The 6,629-nt window shown below is 41.9% G+C and carries 5 protein-coding genes; 3 read left to right on the top strand and 2 right to left on the bottom strand.

The annotated features are described in order from the left end of the window. The first annotated feature begins 72 nt into the window (after nucleotides 1-72). From MC7420_RS16095 to MC7420_RS16085, 3 genes are read left to right on the top strand one after another with little or no spacing between them, the layout of a single operon-like run. Complete coding sequence (locus tag MC7420_RS16095; RefSeq protein WP_315897227.1) at nucleotides 73-2,235, top strand: response regulator; 2,163 nt, start codon at nucleotides 73-75, stop codon at nucleotides 2,233-2,235. Beyond that, a complete protein-coding gene (locus MC7420_RS16090; protein ID WP_006101775.1) occupies nucleotides 2,201-3,613 on the top strand; it encodes an adenylate/guanylate cyclase domain-containing protein in 1,413 nt (470 codons plus the stop codon). The genes MC7420_RS16095 and MC7420_RS16090 overlap by 35 nt, the downstream gene beginning before the upstream one ends. Nucleotide 3,614: 1 nt before the next feature. Beyond that, a complete protein-coding gene (locus MC7420_RS16085; RefSeq protein ID WP_006101731.1) occupies nucleotides 3,615-3,992 on the top strand; it encodes a response regulator transcription factor in 378 nt (125 codons plus the stop codon). Between the two features lie 527 nt (nucleotides 3,993-4,519). Here the strand turns inward: MC7420_RS16085 and MC7420_RS16080 are convergent. After that, nucleotides 4,520-5,899 (bottom strand): MFS transporter, encoded by a 1,380-nt coding sequence (locus MC7420_RS16080; protein ID WP_157453195.1) that lies wholly within the window; start codon nucleotides 5,897-5,899, stop codon nucleotides 4,520-4,522. 109 nt (nucleotides 5,900-6,008) lie between these two features. Then, nucleotides 6,009-6,434 (bottom strand): RidA family protein, encoded by a 426-nt coding sequence (locus tag MC7420_RS16075; RefSeq protein ID WP_006101666.1) that lies wholly within the window; start codon nucleotides 6,432-6,434, stop codon nucleotides 6,009-6,011. Nucleotides 6,435-6,629 lie beyond the last annotated feature (195 nt).

The following is a 6,629-nucleotide window of genomic DNA, read 5'->3' as shown; positions in this document are numbered from 1 at the left end:
CGGATTGGTATTTAGTTACCGTTTTTCCCCAGTCAATTTTAGCCAAACCCGCCCGAGACACAGCCGGGATTTATTCTGGGGTTAGGACTTGTAGCACTTGTACTTGAACTGTTAGTCCTCTATTTTGTCCTGCGTCGCCAAGTTACGAATCCCTTAATTGAGTTGATGGGAGCAACGGAACGAATTGCGGCTGGAGATTTGAATATTCAACTGGATGATACTCGCAAAGATGAGTTAGGACGTTTGGCAAATCTGTTCAATTCAATGGCGGTTAAAGTCTACGTCCGCGAACAATTCTTAAAACAAGCTGAATCGGAAGCCAAACGCTTACAGAAAACTGAAGCAGATACTCGCCAGCATGTTGAAAGTATTAATCAAATTCTCGAAGGTCGCGTTGAAGAAAGAACCGCTCATTTAACAGCTATTATTAATAATTTAGTTGATGGCTTACTGGTTACCGACACTCAAGGAAAAATATCTCAGTTTAATCCCGCTTTCCTCCGGATGTTAGGGTTAGGAGAACTGGATATTACGGATAAAAAGGGTCAAGATATATTAAACAGCGAGTTAGTGGAATTAGTCACCCAAACCCAAAACCATCACCGGGAAGTCTTTACCGCAGAAATTGATCTAGCGGGGGGACGTATTGGTAAAGCTGTAGCTACCGCCATTGATAAGGTGGCTTTGGCTGATGGTGCAGTTGAGGAGTTTCTGGGTTCAGTTATCTTGATTCGAGATATTACCGTTGAAAAAGAAGTGGATCAGATGAAAACGGATTTTATCTCTACCGTTTCTCACGAATTAAGAACCCCGCTAACTTCTGTCTTGGGATTTACCAAAATTATCAAGAAAAAACTCGAAGATGTCATTTTTCCCCAAGTCCAAACCGACAACAAGAAAATTCAGCGAACTGTTCGCCAAGTCAAAGATAATGTCACTATTATTGTCTCGGAAGGAGAACGGTTAACGGCTTTAATTAATGATGTTCTCGATATTGCCAAAATGGAAGCCGGGAAAGTTGATTGGAATATGCAGCCGTTGTTGGTTCACGAGATTATTGAACGGGCAATCGCGGCGACATCCTCGTTATTTGAGACTAAACACATTCAATTTATTAAAAAGGTGGAAACTGAGCTTCCAGAAATCTCTGGGGATAAAGATAGACTGATTCAAGTTCTGATTAATTTAATTTCCAATGCTGTTAAGTTTACTCAAAAAGGAACAATAACCTGCCGAGCGACACAAAGGCATAGTGAAATTATTATTAGTGTTATTGATACAGGTATGGGTATTGCTCCTGCTGATCAGCCTCAAGTCTTTGAAAAATTTAAGCAAGTTGGGGATACGTTAACAGATAAACCGAAAGGAACCGGTCTAGGATTACCGATATGTAAACAAATTGTCGAACATCATGGTGGCAGAATTTGGGTCGAAAGTGAGTTCAAAAAAGGAAGTACATTTTCGTTTACTCTTCCCATTCATACTAATCTACCTGTCCAAGTAAATATGATGGATATGGACACATTGGTTAAGCAGCTTCAAGTAACGGTCACCCCTGACAAATCATCCACGAAAAAGACTTCCAATAGAACAGTACTGGTTGTCGATAATGAAGCCTTAATTCGTCAACTGTTGCGACAAGAACTCGAGTCACGGGGATATCAAGTCCGGGAAGCCAAAGATGGTCTAGAAGCGATCGCACTCGTTAAGCAAGAACGACCCGATCTAATTACTCTGGATGTGATGATGCCGGAAATGAATGGTTTTGATGTTGCTGCTGTATTAAAAAATGACCCATCAACTATGGACATTCCAATTATTATTTTGTCCATTATTGAAGACCACGAACGAGGTTATCGATTAGGAATCGACAAGTATATCACTAAACCCTTTGAATCAGAACAATTGCTTCAGGAAATCGATTCTTTAATTGCTCAAGGAAGTTCTAAAAAGAAAATATTAGTCGTTGATGAAAATATATCCACCGTTAAAACCCTGGCTGATGTCCTAACCACCAGAGGATATAATGTGATTGAGGTCTTTGATGGGGAGGATTTTAAAGAAAAAGCTATTTCCGTTAAGCCGGATATGATTATTGTCAATTCTGAGTTGTCGGAGCGATATAATATTGTGAAAACCCTGCGCTTTGAAAAGGGGCTGGAAAATGTATTTTTTCTCTTATTAGCGAATGAAAAAGCAGATGGTAACCATCAGTCTAAAAAAGTTGCTGAATAAAAAGGATGTTTTATCTCTGATTAAGGAAATGAGTGCCGTCATGGAGACACCGATTCTGATTCAGGATACCCAGGGTCGTCTCCTTTTTGGTGAAGAAAATCAAAAGGAACTGGGACATTATCCGGTAAAGCTGGCTGATGATATTATTGGTTGGATCTCAGGGGGTGAAAAAGCCGCATCGTTGGCGTCCCTCCTGAGTTATATTGCAAATAAAGAAATTCAGGAAAAAATGCTGGCGCGGGAAACCTTGGATAAATATAAAGAGATTAACATGCTTTATAATATATCAGGACGGTTAACCGCTTGCCTTGATCTAAAACAAGTTGCCAACTTAATCATTGATGAAGCCACGCGATTAATTAAAGCCACCAGTGGTTCACTCATGTTATTAAATCCCGACACGAGTGAGTTTGAGTTAGTCGCTGCCATTGGTCAAGAATATGACCCAAAAGCGCCATTGGCATTGGGGAGAGGAATCGCTGGGAATTTAATTTTGACGGGTAAAGCCGAAATTATTAATAATGTGCAGGCGGATATTCGATTTGTCGAAGGTCGGAATCAAATTTACTCTCTGATTTGCGCTCCTCTGCAAACCAAAGATGGTATCATTGGGGTGATTAATATTAGTCATCAAGAGCCAATTAATTATACGGCGGCTGATTTAAAGTTATTGACGGCTTTAGCATCCCAAGCAGCATCTGCTATTGAAAATGCAATGTTGCATGAACAAAAACTCAAAGAAGAGCGGATTAAAAGTAATCTCGAACGTTATGTCTCGGCTAAAGTTGTTGAAGCCATCCTTGAAGAAAAAGATGATTTTTCCTTCGAGCCAGCTAAACGGGATATTGCCATTTTATTTTCAGATATTAGAAATTTTACCACGAAATGTGAGGAATTACCTCCGGAACTAATCGTCGAATACTTGAATGAATATTTTACCCACATGGTTGATGTAATTTTCAGCAATGGCGGAACTGTCAATAAGTTTGTGGGTGATATGATTGTGGCAATGTTTGGCGCTCCCTCTCGCTTAGTTTACAGTGAGCAAGGTGCGATTAAAACAGCAATTGAAATGCAAAAGCGGATCAAAGCCATTCCGGTTCCTTGGATTCGCCAAAATTTTATTACCGGAATTGGTATCAGTTCAGGGGAAGTGATTGTGGGAAATGTTGGCTCTCCTCAGCACATGGATTATACTGCTATTGGGGATAAGGTCAATATTGCCTCTCGTCTACAATCTATTGCCAAAGGGGAACAAATTTTGGTGTGTCGCAGTGTCTATGATGTTACCTATAATCTGTTTGATTTTAAGGAAGTTGGCACTGTGCAAGTTAAGGGTAAGAAAAAGCCTGTAGATGTATTTGAAGTGATCTATTAAGATGGACAAGAAAATCTTGATTGTTGATGATGAACCGCATATTCGCCTGTTAATGGCACAAACTTTAGAGGAATTGGAAGATGAAGGCGTAGAAGTCCTGATTGCGGAAAATGGGGAAGAGGCAATTGAAACCATTAAACTGGAAAAACCAGATTTAGTGTTTCTGGATGTGATGATGCCGAAAATGAATGGTTTTGATGTCTGTTATGCGGTTAAAAACAATCTGGATATTAAAGATGTCTACATTATTATGTTAACGGCAAAGGGACAAGAGTTTGATAAAGAAAAAGGACAACAAGTCGGGGCGGATTTGTATATGACTAAGCCCTTTGACCCCGATGAAGTTGTCGAAAAATCCTGGGAAATTCTGGGATTATGAGGGGATAGCATTTCTTACTTTTCACGGAGTCTGGAAAACCTCTCTCCAAACCTCTCTCCTGCAAGGAGAGAGGCTTTGAATTCTCTCCCTTCCCGGCAAAAAAAAAGCGAAGCATCCTTCCGTATACCCGTTAGAATTGAGTCTCATACCAAGTTGCAGTCTAAGGTAGAATTTGTCATGCTGAGCGAAGTCCTGAGCGAAGCGAAGGAACAGTAGCGAAGCATCTGTCCAGATTCTTCGCTTCGCTCAGCATGACATGATAGAACGCAACTCGGTATCATTCTGGTTTTGGGTTATGCTATCAAATGTTTCTGCCGACCTATTTAAACCCAAAAGACGAAGATACCAATCGATGTGAATAAGTTCTTGACCTTTTTGTTCATTAGGTTTTTTTTCGCTGTCGGACAGGTGGTGGAAAGCCAAGTTTTTCTGGGAATGGGGAACAGAATATGCCGAATTAAGCCAGCGTTTAACTGGACATAATAACGTTTTCTGTTCCCAAAAATTAGGCTAGATTCGCCGTCATTTTACTGCTGTGGATTATGGGAAAAAAGAGTCAGAATTAGTGTAATGACTGGGAGTATAGCACAAGTGTAGAGACCCGGTTGATAGGAACCCAATTGATCCTTAAATACAGCTAAGAATGAAGGTCCGATCGCACTCGCGCACACCATACTCATCATCTGAACGCCAGCAATCGCCCCTAAATGCATTCGACCAAAGAATCTGGGTAAAGCTACAGTAGATAAGGTGCTAAAACAGCCGCCACTTGCACCTAATCCCACAATTGTCAGTCCCCGTAACCAGCCTATACCCAGGTTTGCGGCACAAGTAAAGCCGATAGCTTGAAACACAATCATGAACAAGAATAGATATTTCAAAGAAACTCGGTCGGCGCTTAGTCCCATTGAATATCCCACAATCGTGGAGAGAATTGCCATGGGTAAGAATAGAGATACTGCCTGAATTTGCGATAATCCTGCTTCTGCGCCAATATCAACGATGTGAAAGGTAATCCCGGTAACGACTAAAGCGTGAGAAGATAAGGTTAACGTGACTGCCCAAAAAATTCGGGTACGCAGTGCTTGGGAACGAGTAAAATCTCGTATCTTGTTCTCACCGAAAGTGTCTCCGGTGGTGGCTGGAGTTGTGGCGTCTCCGTCCATAATCAGACCACATTCTTCTGGATTATCTCGGTAGAATAACCAGCCAACAAATCCCATGCCAATCCCCACAATCGCTGCCATTGTTACCCAGGTATATCGCCAACCGAAGCTGTTAATCCAGGTACTCAGAATTAACGGTGCAATGGAAAAGCTAAAGGAGACAAATACACCGGTTGTACCGGAGACAAACCCACGACGACGGTCAAACCATTTGCCTAAGGTGGTACGGCTGGTCATTGTCAGCATTCCTTGACCGGAAAAGCGCAGGCTGGTAAAGCCGAGTCCGAGGATCACTAGGGCAATAACTGAATGATCAAGGGGTAGTATACTATTGACAACGATAGCGATGCGATCGCACAAACTCAAATAACAGAGTGTCCCCCCCAGCCACAGCGACGAACCCACCACAATAACTCGTGCGCCAAAGCGGTCAAGCAACACTCCCCCCATGGGTAATAGGAGACCACTGGTTAAGGTTCCCACCAGGTAAGCATTACTCAATTCCAAACGTGATACACCCGTCGCCTGTAGCAAATGATCCGTGAAAACGCTCACTCCTACAGTTTGACCCGGAATACTCATAATGATCCCAATCGTGCAAACCACCGCAATAATCCAGCCATAAAAAAACGGGAAACGAGTGGTGGAGAACGGATAGTTAGGATGTAGTAACCTTCTGGGAATTGTTTGATCTGTTGCAGAAATTGAGCCTTTTTCAGCAAATTTGGATCGAAATTTCATTAAAATGCACCACGTCTTGAGCTTTGCTGTCTACTTTGCCATACTTATTGTTAGTTGGCATCCTTCTATGGCGGCGATTCTCCATTGTTTCAGACTGACAGCTTAGATTTTATCGCAACGCTGTACACTTGATTTCCACGATGAGTCCAGGGTCAGACAACGCGGTGACACCTACTTTTGTCCAAGTCGGATATTTCTCAATAAAGTACCGATCTTTTACTTCCATAAACAGCGACAGATGGGGAATCATTAGTGGTTCTGAAGCTGGAATAGAGGCTGGATTTGTGACATGATAGGTCACAAGTTCTACAACATTGTCAAAGGTTACGCCTGCGGTTAAAAGAACTTTATTGACATTTTCAAACGCCTGGATAAATTGTTCTTCTATTCCCTCAACCACTTGTAAGTTTTCGTCGCGACCCACTTGACCGGAGACATAAACTGTATTTCCGATTCTAATACCCGGACAATAGTGATATTTTTCATATAGGAGTTCCATCCCTGTGGGAATAATCACTTCGCGAGTCGCGACCATAACTAATCTCCTTGCGTAGACAATCATGTCAATACTTTACCTCTAAACCTGGGGCTAATCAGGGTAGCTTGATGATTTTAGAGTCAGCCCTCAACTCAAGTTGGGGCTAAAAGCTTAAACCCGTTAAAACGGGTTCAATGGTTTATAGCAGTAGACACATCGATTAGGACTTTCGGACTTGTGGAAAAAGACGCC

It is taken from the genome of Coleofasciculus chthonoplastes PCC 7420 (genome assembly GCF_000155555.1).
GTDB classification, from domain to species: domain Bacteria; phylum Cyanobacteriota; class Cyanobacteriia; order Cyanobacteriales; family Coleofasciculaceae; genus Coleofasciculus; species Coleofasciculus chthonoplastes_A.
This window is presented reverse-complemented; position numbering and strand designations above follow the sequence as displayed.